This is a genomic window from Microbacterium sp. H6 (assembly GCF_003314775.1).
Taxonomy (GTDB): domain Bacteria; phylum Actinomycetota; class Actinomycetes; order Actinomycetales; family Microbacteriaceae; genus Microbacterium; species Microbacterium oxydans.
Genome location: NZ_QOAY01000222.1, coordinates 12,949 through 13,263, shown reverse-complemented (window position 1 = coordinate 13,263; position 315 = coordinate 12,949). Strand labels below are relative to the sequence as shown.

Here is a 315-nt window from a genome sequence, read left to right as displayed (position 1 = left end):
GCGCGAACCCGGTGGTCGAGGCCTTCGCCGTGCGCGACGGCAGGATCATCGCGGTCGGAGCGCGCTCGGACATCGAAGCGCTCCGGGGCCGCAGGACCCGTCTGCTCGAGGTCGGCGACGCGGCCGTGTACCCCGGTTTCGTCGATGTGCACAACCACCACGCGCTCGCCGGGCGCACGGACCTGTTCGAGTTGTCGCTCGCGCCGTCGCTGAGTCTCGATGAGGTGCTCGACCGCGTGCGGGAGAAGGCCGCGGAGCTGCCGCAGGACGCCTGGATCGTCGGCGGCGCGGTGGCGACCACCCTGCTGCCCTCCC

The 315-nt window shown here is 72.7% G+C and carries 1 protein-coding gene; it reads left to right on the top strand.

Annotated features, from left to right (window positions below; translation table 11 throughout):
• Positions 1–315 (top strand): amidohydrolase family protein (locus DSP71_RS23970; RefSeq protein WP_258546464.1); only part of this gene is annotated, 315 nt, incomplete at both ends.